This window comes from Micrococcus sp. MS-ASIII-49 (genome assembly GCF_000946635.1).
GTDB lineage: Bacteria > Actinomycetota > Actinomycetes > Actinomycetales > Micrococcaceae > Micrococcus > Micrococcus luteus.
The window spans coordinates 1-17,490 of the sequence record NZ_JXSP01000102.1; the positions used below are offsets into that span (position 1 = coordinate 1).

Here is a 17,490-nt window from a genome sequence, read left to right on the forward strand (position 1 = left end):
CTATTCTCAGACACGCCCTAGCCGCCGCGGCGCCGTCGTCGCGTGGGCCACCCCGCCGACGACGCCGCGCTCCGTCCCTTGTCACCCTCTGGCGCGCGCCGCGTAGCATCGGGCCCATGACCACTCCAGAGAAGAAGGACGACGCCCCCGCGATCCCCGTGCAGGACTCCCAACTGGCCCACGACGACCCGCGCACCCGCCACCCGAAGCTCCGCGTCGACAAGCAGCGCCAGCCCGAGCCGGGCCTGGACGTGAAGACGGATCCCGTCCCGGACATCGGTCTGGACTCGTACCGGGGGATGGGTCGGCTGACCGGCCGCAAGGCCCTGATCACCGGCGGGGACTCCGGCATCGGTGCCGCGGTCGCCATCGCCTACGCCCGTGAGGGTGCGGACGTCGCCATCGCCTACCTGCCTCAGGAGCAGCCCGACGCCGACCGCGTCCTGGCGGCGATCGAGGCGGCCGGGCGCACCGCCGTCGCGTTGCCGGGCGACCTGATGGACGCCGACTACCGTGCCTCCCTCGTGGACGAGGCCGCGCAGCGCCTCGGCGGCCTGGACATCCTCGTGAACAACGCGGGCAAGCAGTTCATCTCCGATGACCTGACCGATCTCACCGACGAGCAGGTCCACGAGACGTTCCAGATCAACATCATGTCCATGTTCACGCTCAGCCGCGCCGCGCTGAAGCACATGGGCCCGGGCAGCACGATCGTGAACACCACCTCGGTGCAGGCCTACAACCCCAACCCGAGGCTCCTCGACTACGCGGCCACCAAGGGCGCCATCAACAACTTCACCAAGGGCCTGGCCGAGCAGCTCGGCCCGAAGGGCATCCGTGTCAACGCGGTGGCGCCCGGGCCCATCTGGACGGTGCAGCACGTGTCCTACGGTGAGCCCGAGGAGAAGCTGCCCGAGTTCGGCCACAGCACCCCCATCGGCCGCGCCGGCCAGCCCGTGGAGATGGCGCCCGCCTACGTGTTCCTTGCCTCGGGCGAGTCCAGCTACGTCAACGGCGAGACCCTCAACGCCAACGGCGGCACGCCCACCCCGTGACCGCCCGCCTCCTCGCCGACGTCGACACCGGCATCGACGACGCCTGCGCCCTGCTCCACCTCGTGGGCGCCCACCGCCTCGGTGTCGGCCCCGAGCTCGCGGCCGTCACCACCACGGGCGGCAACGCGACCGCCCGGGACTGCGCCCTCAACACCGCCGCGGTGCTGGACCTGGCCGGTCGGGCCGACGTCGAGGTGGCCGTCGGTGCCGAGACCCCGCTGCGCCGCCCCGCGGTCACCACCCCGGAGACCCACGGCGACGGCGGTCTCGGCCATGCCCGGATCGTTCGGCGCCCCGAGCGGCTCTCGTCCCGGTCCGCCGTGGAGGTGTGGCTGGACGAGCTGCGGGCCCACCCGGGGGAGACGACGATCCTCTGCACCGCGCCGCTGACGAACCTGGCCCTCGCGCTGCGCGCCGAGCCGCGCCTGCCGTTCCTCGCCCGCGGCATCGTGATCATGGGTGGCTCCTTCTATCATCCGGGCAACACCACGCCCACCGCCGAGTGGAACACCTGGGTGGACCCGGACGCCGCGAAGGAGGTGTTCGCGGCCGTCGAGGGCCTGCCCGAGGACCGCCTGCCGATCGTCTGCGCGCTCGAGACCACGGAGCGGATCGAGTACACGCCGGCCCTGCTGGACGGCCTCCTGGCCGACGCCGGGGCCCGTCCCGTCGGCTGGTCCGCGGACCGGCCGCGGGTCGCCGGACCGGACGCCGCGACCGGCAGCCCCGTCCTGGACGTGCTCGCCGACGCGCTGCGCTTCTACTTCGAGTTCCACCACGACTACGACCAGGGCTACATCGCCCACCTGCACGACCTCTTCGCCGCCCAGGTGGCCGCGGGCCAGGCCCGCATCGCCACGCGGGCCACCGTCGTCGACGTCGAGGCGGACTCGGAGCTGTTGCGCGGCACCACCGTCCACGACACGCGGGACATCTGGGGCAGGCGCCCCAACGCCCGGCTCGTCACGGCCAACGACCCCGCGGAGGTGTTCGCGGCCTTCGCCCGCGCGGTGGGCGCCGTCGTCGCGGGGGAGCGCACGCTCGACGGCGGTTCCCCGGCCCGGTGACCGCCGTCGGGAATGCCCCCCGTCCGCGTGCGGTTGCACCCGAGGCATCCGCCCGACCCCGACCCTCCAGGAGCTCCCTCATGACCGACGTTCCCACCGTCCCCTTCCACGACGGCCAGCAGATCCCGCAGCTCGGGCTCGGCGTGTGGCAGGTCGAGGACGACGTCGCGGCCGACGTCGTCGAGCAGGCGATCCGGGCCGGCTACCGCCACATCGACACCGCCGCGATCTACGGGAACGAGGAGGGCGTGGGCCGCGGCATCGCCGCGTCCGGCGTCGCCCGCGAGGAGCTGTTCCTCACCACCAAGGTGTGGAACTCGGACCAGGGCTACGAGGAGGCGCTCGCCGCCCTCGACGTCTCGCTCGACAAGCTCGGCACCGACTACGTCGACCTCTACCTCATCCACTGGGCCAAGCCGGCGCAGGGGAAGTACCTGGACACCTGGAAGGCCCTGATCGAGGCGCAGAAGCAGGGCAAGGTGCGCTCGATCGGCGTCTCCAACTTCCCGGCCGCCCAGCTCGAGGAGATCATCGAGGCCACCGGCGTGGTGCCCGTGATCCACCAGGTCGAGACCCACCCGTACTGGCAGCAGCGCGAGCTGCGCGAGGTCGAGGGCCGCCACGGCATCGTCCACGAGTCCTGGTCCCCGCTCGGTCAGGGCGGCGACCTCCTCGCCGACCCCGTGGTCACGGAGATCGCCGAGGCCCGCGGCGCGACGCCGGCCCAGGTGGTCATCGCGTGGCACCTCGCCCACGGCTTCGTGGTCATCCCCAAGTCCGTGACGCCCGAGCGCATCGTCTCGAACCTCGAGGCCGCGGGGGTGGAGCTGACCGACGACGACGTCGCCCGGATCGACGCCCTCGACCGCGAGGACGGCCGTCTCGGCCCCGACCCGGCGGTCATCGACTTCTGATCCAGCCGCCATCGCGCGCACCCGGCCCGTCCCCCTGGGGGCGGGCCGGTGATAGCTTTGCTCGAGAATGCCCGGCGACCGCCGCGCCGCCCGGGCGCATCTGTCCAGGCACTCCACGGAAGGCATGCACCATGTCCCACCAGGCTCCCCCCGCCGATGCGTCGAAGGTCCGCGCGCCGCGGACCGCCGTCCCGGTGACCCCGCAGACCCGCGCGAGCTCGCTGACCGACCTGCTCGGCGCCGTCGTGCGCCTGTTGCCCCTGCAGATGAAGGACGAGCTCGAGCTCGCCAAGAGGCACGTGGCCGCGAAGGGCAAGAAGGCCGGCATCGGCGCCGGCATCGCGGTGGTGGGCCTGTTCTTCCTCGCACTCATGGTGGTCGCCCTCGTGGTGACCCTGATCGGCGCCTTCGCCGACCCGACCTTCTGGTTCCCGGCGCTGATGGTGGCGCTGGCGTTCCTCGTGCTCGGCCTGATCTTCGCCGGCGTCGGCCTCATGATGGTCAAGGGCGCCATGCCGCTCGTGCCGCAGGAGATCGTGCGCAACCTCGAGTACGACCTCGGCTACCTCAAGGAGGGCAACGCCTTCGATCCGGCCGAGTACGACCGCCTCAAGGCGGAGCGCGCCGAGGCCAAGCGTGTCGAGGCCGCCCGCGAGGCCGAGCGGAAGAAGGTGGAGAAGGAGGAGAACGAGAAGGCCCGCAAGAACGGCGAGGCCGCTCCCCATCCGGACCGCGCCGACGCCAGCGAGGCGGAGATCCGTCGCCGTGCCGACCTGCGCCGCCGCCACCTGGGCGACATCCGCTCCGGCCTGGACGAGAAGACCAGCGTGAAGGGCCAGCTCGCGGCCTTCGCCGCGCAGCGCAAGGGTCGCGGCGTCACCCCCGAGACCGCACACGCCACCGAGCAGACCGCGCCGTTCACCGGTGCCGCCCGCGCGGGGGAGCGGACCGCCGAGGCCGAGGACTACGTGAAGGACAACTGGCAGCCGCTCGCGCTGCTCGGCGCCTCCTCCGCCGCGTTCGTGGCGCTCGCCGGCCGCCTCTGCCGCCGCTGACCCGGGGGGGGGGTGCCCGCCCTCCCCGGCCCCTGAGGCCCCGATCCCCACGGATCGGGGCCTCGTCGTCTGCGGGGAGGGGCGACGGCGTCGGTAGGCTGGGCGTGTGGGGCGCCCGGCGGGGGCGTCCGCCCGCGGACCCTGGAGGAGCGACCCATGCGTGTGATCGACGTCGGCCTGCGCGAGGGCCACGAGTACCGCGTCCGCGACACCTGGCTGACCGTGCCGAACCTCATCACCCTGGCCCGCTTCGCCCTGGTCCCGGTGTTCGTGTGGCTCACCGTCGACGGCCGGCACCTGGACGCGTTCGTGATCCTGGCGGTGCTCTCCGGCACGGACTGGGTGGACGGCTACGTGGCGCGCCGGTTCGACATGATCTCCACGGTCGGGCGGTGGCTCGACCCGGTGGCGGACCGCCTCTCCCTGCTGGTGGTGGCCGTGACGTTCGTGGCCACCGGCATCGCCCCGCTCTGGCTCGCCCTGGCCATCGCGATCCCGGACCTCGTGCTCGCCGCCGTGTGCCTGTGGCTGTTCGGCGGCAGCCCGGATCTGCCGGTCACGGTCCTGGGCAAGGTGCGCACCGCGCTGCTGCTGGTGGGCACGCCCCTGCTGCTGCTCGCCCGTGTGCCGGGGGTCGACGGCGGCCCGTGGAGCGGCGTGGCCCTGGCTCTGGTCGGCGCCGGTTGCCTGCTGCACATCCTCGCCGCGGGGGACTACCTCGTGCGCGCGGTGGGCAAGGCCCGCGGCCTGCGGGCGGACGGTCAGGACCCGCGCGAGCACCCGTCCCGCCGGGGCTGACCCCCTCGCGCATCCTCGTGCCGGCGCCGACGGTTGCTACCGTGGGACGCGCGCCGTGCCCGCGGCCGATCCTCACGGCACGGGCCGGGCGCCGTCGTGCCATCGCCACCACAGAGAGGTACCGCCGTGTCCGACCGTCCCGGGATCGCCGCCGACCGCCCCCTGAAGGTGCTGATCGCCGCAGACACCTATCCGCCGCACGTCAACGGGGCCGCCACCTTCGGCCACCGCCTCGCCACGGCGCTGCACGCGCGCGGCCACGAGGTCCACGTCGTGATGCCGCGCAGTGACGCCGGCCCGGACACCGTGGAGCACCGGCCGGAGGCCACCGTGCACCTGCTGCGCTCCCTGCCGGCGCCGACGCACGAGTACTACCGTGTGGTGCTCCCGCGGCATGCCAAGATCTCCTTCCGCCGCATCTACCGCGAGGTCCAGCCGGACGTCGTGCACGCCCAGTGCCACTACATGATCGGCGAGGCCGCCATCAACGAGGCCGAGCGGCGCCGCATCCGGATCGTCTCCACGAACCACTTCATGCCGGAGAACCTCGAGCCGTTCCTGCCGTTCCCGCAGTGGTTCCTGGACATCGTCTCCCGGGTGTCGTGGAAGGACATGGGTCGACTCATGGGCAAGGGCGCGGTGGTCACCACCCCCACGGCCCTCGCCGCGCAGGCCATGGCCGAGCACGCCGGCCTGGACAACGTTCTCCCGGTCTCCAACGGCATCGACGCGAGCGCCTACGAGCTGCAGCCGGGGGAGAGGGTGGACCATCCCGGCCATCCGGTCGTGCTCTTCGTGGGGCGGCTGGCCGTGGAGAAGAACGTGGAGGTGCTGATCCGTGCGATCGCGCACCTGGCCCGCACCCGCCCCGACCTGGACGTGCACGCCGAGATCGTCGGCGACGGCGAGCAGCGCGACCGCATCCGTGCCACGGTGGACGAGGAGGGGGTGGCCGACCGCGTCCTGCTGCGCGGCCACGTCTCCGAGGAGGAGCTGCGGGCGGCCTACCTGCGCGCCGACGTGTTCTGCCAGCCGGGCACGGCGGAGCTGCAGTCCCTCGTGACCCTCGAGGCGCTCAGCGCGTCCACCCCGGTGGTCCTCGCGGACGCCCTCGCGTTGCCCCACCTCGTGGACGAGGGCGTCAACGGCCACCTCTTCCCGCCCGGGGACCACGTGGCCCTGGCCGATCGGATCGCCCGGATCCTCGACCTCTCGGACGCGGACCGCGCCGCCATGGGCGAGGCGTCCCACGCGAAGGCCCTGCATCATTCCGCCCAGAAGACGGTGGACATCTTCGAGCGCCTCTACCGCGGCGCGACGGCCGCCGAGGTCCGCGCGATGCTCTGAGACCCGTCGGTAGGATGGGCGGGTCCCGCGCGATGCCGCGGGGGAGGGGCGTTAGCTCAGTCGGTCAGAGCAGGGGACTCATAATCCCTGGGTCGCGGGTTCAAGTCCCGCACGCCCTACAGAAAACGGCCCCCGGCCGCGCGGTATGGCGCGGGCCGGGGGCCGTCGTCGTGCCGGTGCTCAGTAGCGGGCGGCCACCGCGAGCATGTCGGACTTCATGATCGTCGTGGAGGTGAACACTAGGCCCGCGTCCTCGTTGAGGGCGTGGGCGAGCTGGCCGCCGCCCATGTACATGGCCGTGTGGTAGATGCGGCCGGTGGACTGGTTCGCATAGAACACGAGGTCGCCGGGCTGGGCCTGGGAGATCGGCACGTAGGACTTCGCGGCGAGGTACTGGTCGCCGGCGCGGCGCGGGATGGAGATGCCGGCCCGGGCCATGGCCTGCTGGGTGAGGCCGGAGCAGTCGAAGCCGGAGGGGCCGTTGCCGCCCCACACGTAATAGGAGGACGGGTTCCGGACGGCGGAGCGCACGTAGTCGACGGCAGCCTGCTTGGACGCGGGCGCCGGCGCAGGGGCAGGGGCGCTGGAGGTGGAGACCGAGGTGGTCTTCAGGACCATCCCCGGGTGGAGCATGGTCGAGGAGCTCATGCCGTTGATGGACTGCAGGATCGAGGCGGACACCCCCGTGCGGTAGGAGATGATCCACCAGCCGTCGCCGGCCAGCACGGTGTAGGTCGAGCCCGAGGTGGACGGCGCCGGGGCCGGGGTCGGGGTGGCAGTGCCGGAGGTCTTGAGGACCATGCCGGGATGCAGCACGGTCGCGGCGGTCATGCCGTTGAGCGACTGCAACCTGGACATGGAGACGCCGGTGCGCTGGGCGATGATCCACCAGCCGTCGCCGGAGCGGACGGTGTAGGTGGTCTCGGCGGCCTGGGCGGTCTCGGCGACGGACACGGTGCCGACGCCGGTCAGGGCGGCGGCGCCCAGGGCGAGGGCCACGGAGGCGGCGGCGGTGCGGGGGGCGCGACGCACAGCGGCGTGCGAGGAGGTCACGGACATCGGATCTTCTTCCCGGACAGGACCTGCGGCCCATGAGGGCGGTGCCTCCGGGCGATGCCCGGAACGAGGCCGGACCGCGGGTGCGAGTTGACGAGCAGTGCGGATGACCGGGTACGCGAGGACGCGGAGGAAGCCCCGGTGTGGCGGATCGGCTGTAACCGATCCGTGATCAAGATACACGATCGTTATCGAAACGCAATCAGAAATTCGGATGACGTCCAGGTGGCCGATCGGCGCTCGACGCGCCCCGGTCGGCACCTACCGTGCGCGGCTGTCCCCGCCCCTCTCCGGCGCGGCGCTAGCGTGGTGCGGGTGAGCCCCTCCCGCCCCCTGCGCCTGCTGATGGACGCCCGCTACACCCGCACCGACTTCCACGACGGCATCTCCCGCTACGGCGCGAGCCTCCTCGAGGCGGTCGCCCGCCGGACCGACGCGCCGGGCCCGGAGGGGGCCGACGTCGAGGTCGAAGTCGCGATGCTGATCTCGGACGAACGACAGCTGGCCCTGCTCCCGGACGGCGTGCCGTGGCACCTCGTCTCCGGCCCCACCTCCCCACGCGAGCCGTTCGTGGCCCGTCAGGTCGCGCGCCTGCGACCGGACGTCGTCTTCTCGCCCATGCAGACCATGGGGTCGTGGGGGCGGGACTACGCGCTGATCCTCACGCTCCACGACCTCATCTACTACGAGCACCGCACCCCGCCGCGGAACCTGCCCGAGCCGATCCGCTGGCTGTGGCGGGCCTACCACCTGACCAAGACCCCGCAGCGGCTCCTGCTCGACCGCGCGGACGCGGTCGCCACGGTCTCCCGGACGACGGCGGAGCTCATCGACCGGCACCGCCTCACCCGGCGTCCGGTCCACGTCATCGCCAATGCGGCGCAGACGGTACCGGAGCCGCGTGACCCGGACGAGACCCCGGACCGCACGCTGCTCTACATGGGCTCGTTCATGGACTACAAGGACATCGAGTCCCTCGTGGCGGCCGCGCCCCTGCTGCCGGGCTACGCGCTGCACCTGCTCTCCCGCATCAGCCCGGAGCGCCGCGGGCAGCTCGAGGCCCGGCTGGCCGCGCGCCGCGCCGCCGCGGGGGCCGCCGGCGCGGACGTGGTCTTCCACGACGGCACCGACGAGGCCGAGTACGTGCGCCTGCTCCGCCGGGCCACCGCGGCCGTCACCCTCTCCCGCGCCGAGGGCTTCGGCCTGCCCGTGGCCGAGGCGATGGCCCATGGCACGCCGGTGGTGTGCTCGGACCTGCCGATCTTCCGCGAGATCGCCGGCGCGGGCACCCCGTCCTTCCGGGGTGTCCCGCTCGAGGGGGACCGGGCGGCCGCGCTCGCGGCCCGTGTGCGGGAGCTCGAGGACCCCGCCGAGTTCGCCGCGGCCTCCCGGGCGAGCGTCGCTCAGGCGGCCCGGTTCAGCTGGGACGAGTCCGCTCGCCGACTCCTGGACCTCACGGCCGCGCTGGGTGCGGCGCGGCGTGCGGCCAGAGCACGGACGGACCGCTCCAGCCGATGAGCACCAGCGGGTCGAGGTAGCGATCGAAGGCCGCGTCCCCCACCCGCCAGCCGTCGGGCTCCCGCACGCCCCAGTGCACGCACGCCCGCGTGCAGTGGGGTGGCGCCCCGGCCAGTCGCCCCACCGGGTCGCCTGCGGCGACGACGGCCCCCACGGCGACATCCGCCTCCACCGGCTCGAGCGAGCTGCGGGTCCCGTCCTCGTGCTCGAGGGTCAGCACGGGGCGGTCGACCACGACCCCGGCGAACACGACTCGGCCCGCCGCCGGTGCCCGGATCGCTGCGCCGGACGGCACGGCGAGGTCCACGCCCCGGTGCCCCCGACCCCACGGTCGCTCGGGCGCGACGAACGCGCGGAGCACGTCATCCGGGGCGGCGCCGGCCACGGGCGCGTGCCACGCGACCGGCGCGGCCGTCGATCCCGGACCTGCCGGGGACGCCGCGACGAGCAGCAGCGCGTCGCGCCCCGACGGTGCGGACGTGGCCCGCGGCACGGCGTCGAGGCCGCCCACCCCCGAGGCGAGGACGAGCCAGGCGAGCAGGGCCGCCGCGACGCACCCCGCGATGTGCGGGCGCGGGAGCGGACGGGGGAGGTGGGTGCGTGGGGTCATGGCGACAGCCTGGCGTCCCGGGCGGCCGCGTGGCGGGCCCGCAGTGCGATCGTGGAGAGCGCCCGCCGCACCGGTCCCTGTGCAGGAGTCGGCGATGGGAGCGGTCGCCCACCTGGGGTAGGATTCACCTCAGCGGTGTCCTGTGGCCGGCCCAGTGCTGTGCCCCGGACACCGACTCCGCGCATCGCGGTGGGTCGCTCCAGCGGCCCAGCCCCCACGCTCGGTCCCGTCCCCGCCGTCCTCCTGGAGAGGGCGTCGGCGCGGGTGCTCGTGGGGCCCGGCAGCCCGCCGTCGTGATGCCAGGGGCCGCCCGACCGGGCCGGCCGCCAACCGTCAAGAAATCGACCGGCAGACCGCCCGCGCGTGAAGCGCGGGGTGTCACGGCTGCCACAGAAGGGAACGTCATGCCCGTCGTGACCATGCGCCAGCTCCTCGACTCCGGTGTCCACTTCGGCCACCAGACCCGCCGCTGGAACCCCAAGATGAAGCGCTTCATCTTCACCGAGCGCAACGGCATCTACATCATCGACCTCCAGCAGTCGCTGTCCTACATCGACCGCGCCTACGAGTTCGTCAAGGAGACCGTCGCCCACGGCGGCACCATCCTGTTCGTCGGCACCAAGAAGCAGGCCCAGGAGGCCATCGCGGAGCAGGCCGGCCGCGTGGGCATGCCCTACGTGAACCACCGCTGGCTCGGCGGCATGCTGACCAACTTCTCCACCGTCTCCAAGCGCGTGCAGCGCATGAAGGAGCTCGAGGAGATCGACTTCGAGGACGTGGCCGGCTCGCAGTTCACCAAGAAGGAGCTGCTGCTGCTCAACCGTGAGCTCGAGAAGCTGCAGGCCAACCTCGGCGGCATCCGCAACATGGCCAAGACCCCCTCCGCCGTGTGGGTCGTGGACACCAAGAAGGAGCACCTGGCCGTCGACGAGGCCCAGAAGCTCGGCATCCCGGTCGTCGCCATCCTGGACACCAACTGCGATCCGGACGAGGTCGCCTACCCGATCCCGGGCAACGACGACGCCATCCGCTCCGTGAACCTGCTGACCCGCGTGGTCGCGGACGCGGTCGCCGAGGGCCTGATCGCCCGCCAGGGCGGCAAGTCCGGCCAGGCGGCCGCCGAGCCGATGGCCGAGTGGGAGCGCGAGCTGCTCGAGCAGCACAACGCCCAGCAGGCCGAGCAGGCCGAGGCCCCCGCCGCCGAGGCACCGGCCGAGCAGGCCGAGGCCCCCGCTGCCGAGGCGCCGGCCGAGCGGGCCGAGGCCCCCGCCGCCGAGGCCGCCCCGCAGGGCGAGTGATCCCGGCCGGTCCGTCGGCCCGGCCTCACCCGGCCGGGCCGACGGACCGGATCAGACCCCGAACATCCCGCACAACCCACACCACGGGAAGGACCGAACGAGCATGGCGAACTACACCGCTGCTGACATCAAGGCCCTGCGCGAGCGCACCGGCGCCGGCATGATGGACGTGAAGAAGGCTCTGGACGAGGCCGACGGCGACGCCGAGAAGGCCATCGAGATCATCCGCGTGAAGGGCCTCAAGGGCGCCACCAAGCGCGAGGGCCGCTCGGCCGCCGAGGGCCTCGTGGCCGCGACCGTCGAGAACGGCGTCGGCGTCATGATCGAGCTCAACTGCGAGACCGACTTCGTGGCCAAGGCCGACAAGTTCATCGCCCTGGGCGACGTGGTGCTGCGCGCCGCCGTCGCCTCCGGCGCCACCGACGTCGACGGCCTGCTGGCCTCCGAGCACGAGGGCCGCACCCTGGGCGACTACGTGACCGAGGAGGGCGCCCTGCTGGGCGAGAAGGTGGCCGTGCGCCGCCTGGCCCGCGTGGAGGGCGCCTACGTGGACGCCTACCTGCACAAGACCTCCAAGGACCTGCCGGCCCAGGTGGGCGTGCTCCTCGCCGTGGACGCCGACTCCGCCGAGGCCAAGACCGCCGCGCACGACATCGCCGTGCACGTCGCGGCCTACTCGCCCACGTACCTCACCCGTGAGGACGTGCCGGCCGAGACCGTCGAGAACGAGCGTCGCATCGCCGATGAGACCGCCCGTGCCGAGGGCAAGCCGGAGCAGGCCCTGCCGAAGATCGTGGAGGGCCGCATGACCGGCTTCTTCAAGGAGATCGTGCTCGTGGACCAGCCGTTCGCGAAGGACCCGAAGCAGACCGTCGGCAAGGTCGCCTCCGACGCCGGCACCAACGTCACCGGGTTCGCCCGCTTCCGCGTCGGCAACTGACCGCCGCACCCGGACCGGCCGCTCCCGGTCCACGCCCCGCGGGGGCGTAGGATCGGGAGCGACCCGAGGTCCACTCCGGCGCCGGACGGCGCCGACGACCATCGCATGACGGGGTGGCCGCCCCGACCGGGCGGCCACCCCGTCCGCGTGTCCGCCCCCGGACGGCCCCACGGCCGTCTCCGGCCCGACCCCCACCGACCAGGAGATGCTTCCCATGGAGACGAACCGCGCCCCCGAGGACCCGACCACCGCCCACGCCCCGCAGACCTCGGACGACACCGGCCGCCGTCGCGTGCTGCTCAAGCTCTCGGGCGAGGTGTTCGGCGGCGGCAAGATCGGCGTGGACCCGGAGACCGTCCGCGGCATCGCCGAGCAGATCGCCGCCGCGGCGGACCAGGTGGAGATCGCGATCGTCGTCGGCGGCGGCAACTTCTTCCGTGGCGCGGAGCTGTCCGAGAACGGGATGGACCGCCGCCGCGCCGACTACATGGGCATGCTCGGCACCGTGATGAACTGCCTGGCCCTGCAGGACTTCCTCATCCAGGCCGGGGTCACCACGCGCGTGCAGTCCGCCATCCACATGGAGCAGGTGGCGGAGTCCTACATCCCGCTGCGCGCCATCCGCCACATGCAGAAGGGCCGCGTCGTGATCTTCGGCGCAGGCACCGGCCTGCCCTACTTCTCCACGGACACCGTGGCGGCCCAGCGTGCCCTCGAGGTCGGGGCGGACGAGGTCCTGATGGCCAAGTCCGGCGTGGACGGCGTCTACACCGCGGACCCCAAGAAGGACCCCACCGCCGAGCGTCTCACGCACCTGACCTACGACGAGGCGCTGCTGCGGAACATCCGCGTGATGGACCTGACCGCCATGACCATGTGCAAGGACAACGACCTGGACATGCGCGTGTTCGGCATGGAGGGCCCGGGCAACGTGACCCGCGCCCTGCTCGGCGAGCCGATCGGCACCACCGTCACCGTCTGAGGCGCGCCGCGTAGGATGGCGGCAGACCTGTTCCACCACACCGAGGAGACACCGTGATCCAGGAGACCCTGCAGTCCGCCGAAGAGCAGATGGACCGCACCATCGAGGCCACGCGTGAGGACTTCGCCTCCGTGCGCACGGGCCGCGCCAACCCGGGCCTCTACTCCAAGGTGATGGTCGACTACTACGGCTCGTTCACCCCGCTGCAGCAGCTGGCGTCCTTCACCACCACGGACGCCCGCACGCTGCTCATCACCCCGTTCGACCAGTCGGCCCTGCGCAACATCGAGAAGGCGCTGTCCGAGTCCGAGGTCGGCGCGAACCCGTCCAACGACGGCAAGGTCATCCGCATCGTGATGCCGGAGCTGACCGAGGAGCGCCGCAAGGAGTACGTGAAGCTGGTCAAGTCCAAGGCGGAGGAGCACAAGATCTCCGTGCGCAATGCCCGCCGCAAGGCCAAGGAGGCCATGGACAAGGCCGTCAAGGACGGCGAGGTCGGCGAGGACGAGGGTGCCCGCGGCGAGAAGGAGCTGGACGCGCTCACCAAACGCCACGTCGAGCTCATCGACGAGATGGCCAAGAACAAGGAGCAGGAGCTGCTGGAGGTCTGAGCCTCCCGCCGTCCGCGCTCGCCCCATGACCTCCGCCGTGTCCACCTCGCCCGCACCCCCGCGCGGCGGCCGCGACCTCAAGTCCGCCGTCCTCGTGGGGGTGGGGCTGCTGGCGACGGCCCTGGTCGGCCTCTTCTGGCTCGACTGGCTGCTGGTCGTGCTCGTGGTCGCCCTGCTGGTCGGCGCGGTGTCCGAGATCGCGACGGCGGTGCGCGGCATCGGCCTGGACGTGCCGCGGCCCCCGCTCTGGGTGGCCGCGGCGGTCCTGCCGCTCACCGCGTGGCGGTGGGGGGTGCCCGCGCTGTTCATCGCCCTGGTGGCATGCCTGGCGCTGGTGGCCGTGTGGACGGCGCTGACGCGCCGGCGTCCGGCGGGCCAGTTCATGCTCGCGGGCGTGTTCATCGTGCTGTGGGCGCCGTTCCTGCTCTCCTTCGCCGCGGCGCTCCTGGACGAGCCGCTGGGGCACCGCATGGTGGCGGTCCTGCTGCTGATGGTGGTCTCCAACGACACGTTCGGCTACATCGTGGGCTACCGCTTCGGCCGCACCCCGATCGCCCCGCGCATCAGCCCCAAGAAGTCCTGGGAGGGCCTGGCCGGCTCCCTGGCGGGCTCGGTGCTGGTGGGCGTCGTCGCCGTCCCCCTGCTGGTCGGCCAGCCGTGGTGGGTCGGCGCCGTCCTCGGCGTGACCACCGTCGCCGCCGCCACCGCGGGGGACTTCTCCGAGTCCATGGTCAAGCGTGAGCTCGGCATCAAGGACATGTCCTCCGCCCTGCCCGGCCACGGCGGCGTGATGGACCGCCTGGACTCCCTCGTGTTCGCCTCGCCGGTGGCCTACACCGTGCTGGCGCTGCCCCTGACCTGATCCACCCCTCGACCCGGCACGTCCGGGACCCGCACCGCAGGAGACGCCCATGACCCCCCGCACCACCCCGGACACCGAGCCGGTCTTCGAGCTCGTCGAGCAGGACGAGATCGGCTACGAGACCACCCACGTGGACGCCTTCATGGCGCGTGCCCGTGAGGCGCGCGACGGCGGTGCCCCGCTGACGGCGGAGGAGGTGCGCCAGGCCCGCTTCGCGACCGTCAACGGCGGCTACGCCACCGACGAGGTGGACGACGAGCTGGACCGTCTGGAGGAGGAGCTGGCCGCCGCCGAGCGTCAGGCCTTCGTCGCCGAGCGCGGGGACGAGGACTGGGCCGCGGACCTCGAGGAGCGCGTGGCCGAACTCGTGGCCCGCGCCGATCGGGCCCCGGCGGAGCGCTTCCGCCGCCCCTCCCGCGCGGACGCTGTGAGCTACGACGTGGACCAGGTGGACGCGCTCGTGGACCGCCTGCGCGTCACCCTGGCCGGCGCGGAGGGCTCGACGGATCCCGACGCCGAGGGCGGGCTGACCGCGGACGACGTGCGCCGCGCGTCGTTCGGCGAGGCGGAGGGTGCCGCCGGCTACGAGGAGGGCCAGGTCGACGCCTACCTCGACGCCGCCGTCGACGTGCTGCTGCGCCGCGCCTGACACCCTGCCCTCGCGCGGCGGCCCGGGAGAGTGGCGCAGATCACACTGGAGTGATTACAATCACACCACCGAGACGCCGCGCGCTCCACCCCTGCTCGCGCATGCGTACAACTCCCTCGCCCCGCACCGTGGGCGTCGATCGGAAGGCAGTGCAGTGACCCTCGTGGACCACACCCGTCCCACCGGCGGACAGTCCGCCGGCTCTCCGCCCCCGGCGGGCCCGGCCGAGGCCGTGATGCTCCAGGTGCTCGACGCGGAGGGCCGCCGCCGTCCGCAGCCGGAGCTCGACCCGTGGATCGAGGACGTCGACGCCGACGCCCTCGCCGCGCTGTACCGCCAGATGGCCGTGGTCCGTCGCCTCGACGTCGAGGCCACGCACCTGCAGCGTCAGGGCGAGCTGGCCCTGTGGCCGCCGCTGCTGGGCCAGGAGGCCGCCCAGGTGGGCTCCGCCGTCGCGCTGCGCCCGGACGACTTCGTCTTCCCGTCCTACCGCGAGAACGGCGTGGCCCTGCTGCGCGGCGTCCCCGCGCTGGACCTGCTGCGGGTGTGGCGCGGCTCCACGTTCTCGAGCTGGGACCCGAACGAGACGCGGGTGGCCACCCAGCAGATCATCATCGGCGCGCAGGCCCTGCACGCCGTCGGCTATGCGATGGGCGTCCAGCGGGACCAGGCGGACGTCGCCACGATCGTCTACTTCGGCGACGGCGCCACGAGCCAGGGAGACGTCAACGAGGCCATGGTCTTCAGCGCCTCGTACCAGTCGCCCGTGGTGTTCTTCTGCCAGAACAACCACTGGGCCATCTCCGAGCCCGTGCGCCTGCAGACCCGCCGCAGCATCGCGGACCGCCCGTGGGGCTTCGGCATCCCGTCGATGCGCGTGGACGGCAACGACGTCCTGGCCGTGCTCGCCGCGACCCGCGCCGCCGTCGAGCGCGCGGCCGACGGGGGCGGTCCCACCTTCATCGAGGCCGTCACCTACCGCATGGGCCCGCACACCACCGCGGACGACCCCACCCGCTACCGGGACGACGCCGAGCTCGAGGCCTGGAAGGCCCGTGACCCGTTGACCCGCGTGGAGGCGCACCTGCGCACCCTCGATGTGGACGTGGACGCCGTGCTCGCACAGGCCCAGGCCGAGGCCGACGAGCTGGCGGCCGAGGTCCGCCGCGCCCTCGAGGCGCTCGAGGAGGACGGCGCGGACAGGCTCTTCGACGAGATCTACGCTGAGCCCCACCAGGAGCTCGAGCGGCAGCGCCGCGAGCACGCCCTCTACCTGCAGCAGTTCGACGACGAGGAGGCGGGCGCGTGAGCGAGCGCATGACCTTCGGCCGTGCGATCAACCGCGGCCTGCACCGTGCCCTGGCCGACGACCCCAAGGTCCTGCTCATGGGCGAGGACATCGGCGCCCTCGGCGGCGTGTTCCGCATCACCGACGGCCTGCAGGCCGAGTTCGGCGAGGACCGGGTGCTCGACACCCCGCTGGCCGAGTCCGGCATCGTGGGCACGGCCATCGGCCTGGCGATGCGCGGCTACCGGCCCGTCGTCGAGATCCAGTTCGACGGCTTCGTGTACCCGGCGTTCGACCAGATCGTGGCGAACCTGGCCAAGCTGCGTGCCCGCACCCGCGGCGCCGTGCCGATGCCGGTCACCATCCGCATCCCCTTCGGCGGCGGCATCGGCTCCCCGGAGCACCACTCCGAGTCGCCCGAGGCCTACTTCCTGCACACCGCGGGCCTGCGCGTGGTCTCCCCGTCCTCCCCACAGGAGGGGTACGACCTCATCCGCGCCGCGATCGCCTCGGAGGACCCGGTGGTCTACCTCGAGCCCAAGCGTCGCTACCACGACAAGGGCGACGTGGACCTGGACGTCGCGATCCCGCCGATGAGCCCGGCCCGCATCCTGCGCGAGGGCCGTGACGCCACGCTCGTGGCCTACGGCCCGCTCGTGAAGACCGCCCTGCAGGCCGCCGAGGTGGCGGCCGAGGAGGGCGTCGAGGTCGAGGTGGTCGACCTGCGCAGCCTGTCCCCGCTGGACACCGGCCTCGTCGAGTCCTCGGTGCGGCGCACCGGCCGGCTCGTCGTGGCGCACGAGGCCTCCCGCACCGGCGGCCTCGGCGCCGAGCTCGTGGCCACGGTGGCCGAGCGCGCGTTCCACTGGCTCGAGGCCCCGCCGGTGCGCGTCACCGGCATGGACGTGCCCTACCCGCCGTCCAAGCTCGAGCACCTGCACCTGCCGGACCTCGACCGCATCCTCGACGGCCTGGACCGTGCTCTGGGCCGACCGAATTCGCTGGACTCCGTGGACGCGTTCGCCGCCCCCGAGACCGCCGAGCAGTTCCTCGCGGCCCAGAACGCCGGGGAGGAGACCCGATGAGCCAGAAGACCTTCCGCCTGCCCGACCTCGGCGAGGGCCTGACCGAGTCCGAGATCGTGACGTGGCGCGTGGCCGAGGGCGACGCGGTGAGCGTGAACCAGGTGCTCGCCGACGTCGAGACGGCCAAGGCCGTGGTCGAGGTCTCGAGCCCGTTCGCGGGCGTCGTCGCGGCCCTGCACGGCGCCGAGGGTGAGACCCTCGAGGTCGGTGCGCCCCTGGTGACCTTCACCCTCGAGGGCGCCGAGTCCGACGTCGGCGGGCCCGCCGAGGGTGACGGCCGCGTGCCCACCCTCGTCGGCTACGGCGCCGCGCCGGACACCGGCAAGCCCGGCCGCCGTGCGCGGCGCGGCTCCGC

The 17,490-nt window shown here is 73.0% G+C and carries 18 protein-coding genes and 1 tRNA gene; 17 read left to right on the forward strand and 2 right to left on the reverse strand.

Annotated elements, in window-relative coordinates:
• The first annotated feature begins 116 nt into the window (after positions 1 to 116).
• The 7 genes from SJ20_RS07235 (at position 117) to SJ20_RS07265 (ending at position 6,355) form a co-directional block, all read left to right on the forward strand.
• Positions 117 to 1,055: an SDR family oxidoreductase gene (locus tag SJ20_RS07235; RefSeq protein WP_044659467.1), complete on the forward strand. Its 939-nt coding sequence runs from the start codon at positions 117 to 119 to the stop codon at positions 1,053 to 1,055.
• A complete protein-coding gene (locus SJ20_RS07240) occupies positions 1,052 to 2,122 on the forward strand; it encodes a nucleoside hydrolase (RefSeq protein ID WP_044659468.1) in 1,071 nt (356 codons plus the stop codon). The genes SJ20_RS07235 and SJ20_RS07240 overlap by 4 nt, the downstream gene beginning before the upstream one ends.
• Before the next feature lie 80 nt (positions 2,123 to 2,202).
• On the forward strand, positions 2,203 to 3,036 hold the full coding sequence (locus tag SJ20_RS07245; RefSeq protein WP_044659469.1) for an aldo/keto reductase: 834 nt from the start codon (positions 2,203 to 2,205) through the stop codon (positions 3,034 to 3,036).
• A 131-nt stretch (positions 3,037 to 3,167) separates the two neighbouring features.
• A complete protein-coding gene (locus SJ20_RS07250) occupies positions 3,168 to 4,091 on the forward strand; it encodes a phage holin family protein (protein ID WP_044659470.1) in 924 nt (307 codons plus the stop codon).
• Positions 4,092 to 4,247: 156 nt separating this feature from the next.
• Positions 4,248 to 4,889: a CDP-alcohol phosphatidyltransferase family protein gene (locus tag SJ20_RS07255; protein ID WP_020624488.1), complete on the forward strand. Its 642-nt coding sequence runs from the start codon at positions 4,248 to 4,250 to the stop codon at positions 4,887 to 4,889.
• A gap of 126 nt (positions 4,890 to 5,015) precedes the next feature.
• Positions 5,016 to 6,236 (forward strand): glycosyltransferase, encoded by a 1,221-nt coding sequence (locus SJ20_RS07260; protein ID WP_020624489.1) that lies wholly within the window; start codon positions 5,016 to 5,018, stop codon positions 6,234 to 6,236.
• A 45-nt stretch (positions 6,237 to 6,281) separates the two neighbouring features.
• Positions 6,282 to 6,355, forward strand: a tRNA-Ile gene (locus SJ20_RS07265).
• Between the two features lie 61 nt (positions 6,356 to 6,416).
• Here SJ20_RS07265 and SJ20_RS07270 read toward each other — a convergent pair.
• On the reverse strand, positions 6,417 to 7,295 hold the full coding sequence (locus SJ20_RS07270; protein WP_044659471.1) for a LysM peptidoglycan-binding domain-containing C40 family peptidase: 879 nt from the start codon (positions 7,293 to 7,295) through the stop codon (positions 6,417 to 6,419).
• Positions 7,296 to 7,607: 312 nt separating this feature from the next.
• Between SJ20_RS07270 and SJ20_RS07275 the strand changes: the two genes are divergently transcribed.
• Positions 7,608 to 8,810, forward strand: coding sequence for a glycosyltransferase (locus SJ20_RS07275; RefSeq protein WP_082067604.1), 1,203 nt, complete (start codon positions 7,608 to 7,610; stop codon positions 8,808 to 8,810).
• Here SJ20_RS07275 and SJ20_RS07280 read toward each other — a convergent pair.
• Positions 8,746 to 9,420: a peptidoglycan DD-metalloendopeptidase family protein gene (locus SJ20_RS07280; RefSeq protein WP_052001192.1), complete on the reverse strand. Its 675-nt coding sequence runs from the start codon at positions 9,418 to 9,420 to the stop codon at positions 8,746 to 8,748. The two genes, SJ20_RS07275 and SJ20_RS07280, sit on opposite strands and share 65 nt — an antisense overlap.
• Before the next feature lie 404 nt (positions 9,421 to 9,824).
• Between SJ20_RS07280 and rpsB the strand changes: the two genes are divergently transcribed.
• The 9 genes from rpsB to SJ20_RS07325 form a co-directional block, all read left to right on the forward strand.
• Positions 9,825 to 10,718, forward strand: a complete 894-nt coding sequence (rpsB, locus tag SJ20_RS07285; RefSeq protein ID WP_036339469.1) for a 30S ribosomal protein S2 — start codon at positions 9,825 to 9,827, stop codon at positions 10,716 to 10,718.
• A 103-nt stretch (positions 10,719 to 10,821) separates the two neighbouring features.
• Positions 10,822 to 11,658: a translation elongation factor Ts gene (gene tsf, locus SJ20_RS07290; protein ID WP_044659472.1), complete on the forward strand. Its 837-nt coding sequence runs from the start codon at positions 10,822 to 10,824 to the stop codon at positions 11,656 to 11,658.
• 214 nt (positions 11,659 to 11,872) lie between these two features.
• The gene (pyrH, locus tag SJ20_RS07295; protein WP_002857706.1) at positions 11,873 to 12,640 is read left to right on the forward strand and encodes a UMP kinase; all 768 of its coding nucleotides are present in this window, start codon (positions 11,873 to 11,875) and stop codon (positions 12,638 to 12,640) included.
• A 53-nt stretch (positions 12,641 to 12,693) separates the two neighbouring features.
• Positions 12,694 to 13,251, forward strand: a complete 558-nt coding sequence (gene frr, locus SJ20_RS07300) for a ribosome recycling factor (protein WP_036314042.1) — start codon at positions 12,694 to 12,696, stop codon at positions 13,249 to 13,251.
• 25 nt (positions 13,252 to 13,276) lie between these two features.
• Complete coding sequence (locus SJ20_RS07305) at positions 13,277 to 14,113, forward strand: phosphatidate cytidylyltransferase (RefSeq protein WP_044659473.1); 837 nt, start codon at positions 13,277 to 13,279, stop codon at positions 14,111 to 14,113.
• A gap of 49 nt (positions 14,114 to 14,162) precedes the next feature.
• Positions 14,163 to 14,762 (forward strand): DivIVA domain-containing protein, encoded by a 600-nt coding sequence (locus tag SJ20_RS07310; protein WP_041105097.1) that lies wholly within the window; start codon positions 14,163 to 14,165, stop codon positions 14,760 to 14,762.
• Between the two features lie 154 nt (positions 14,763 to 14,916).
• Positions 14,917 to 16,071 carry a pyruvate dehydrogenase (acetyl-transferring) E1 component subunit alpha gene (gene pdhA, locus SJ20_RS07315; RefSeq protein ID WP_041105099.1) on the forward strand — a complete coding sequence of 385 codons (1,155 nt, stop codon included), beginning with the start codon at positions 14,917 to 14,919 and terminating at the stop codon, positions 16,069 to 16,071.
• An 8-nt stretch (positions 16,072 to 16,079) separates the two neighbouring features.
• Positions 16,080 to 17,135, forward strand: a complete 1,056-nt coding sequence (locus tag SJ20_RS07320) for an alpha-ketoacid dehydrogenase subunit beta (RefSeq protein WP_044659478.1) — start codon at positions 16,080 to 16,082, stop codon at positions 17,133 to 17,135.
• Positions 17,132 to 17,490: biotin/lipoyl-containing protein (locus SJ20_RS07325; protein WP_044659474.1), on the forward strand; the 359-nt coding region annotated here is incomplete at its 3' end. The genes SJ20_RS07320 and SJ20_RS07325, both read left to right, overlap by 4 nt.